The 525-nt window shown below is 51.2% G+C and carries 1 protein-coding gene; it reads left to right on the top strand.

What is annotated here, in order from left to right; genetic code table 11:
- On the top strand, positions 1-525 hold a 525-nt coding region (locus R7Z77_RS28285), incomplete at both ends, for a peptidase dimerization domain-containing protein (protein WP_318137428.1).

A 525-nucleotide genomic window follows, 5' to 3' on the forward strand; every position in this document is an offset into this window, starting at 1 on the left:
TGCTCCGGGCCAACAAAAGATCGTCGCAACCATCAAAGGCCGCCCTGCACATGCAGGTCTTGCGCCGGAAGAAGGCATCAGCGCGATCATGGTTGCGGCAGACGCAATCAACCAAATGAAACTGCTTCGCATCGACGAAGAAACCACAGCGAACATCGGCATGGTCAACGGTGGTCAGGCAACCAACATTGTGATGCCAGAGCTTAAAATCGTGGCTGAAGCTCGCTCTCTAAATGGAGAGAAGCTAGAAGCCCAAGTCAACCACATGATTTCAACATTTGAGTCGGTATGTGAAAAACATGGCGCAGAAGTCGAAATCGAATCTAGCCGCGCGTACGACGCCTTTGTTATCGAAGAAGACAACGCGCACGTAACCGCAATCAAAGCGGCGTTTGCAGATATGGGTATCGAAGCGTTCACGAAAGGCACTGGCGGCGGCAGCGATGCGAACAACTTCAACAAGAAAGGTCTGACAACCGTGAATCTATCTACGGGTATGGCTAAAGTGCACACCACTGAAGAGTT

The sequence above is a fragment of the Vibrio sp. 1401 genome, from assembly GCF_033340295.1.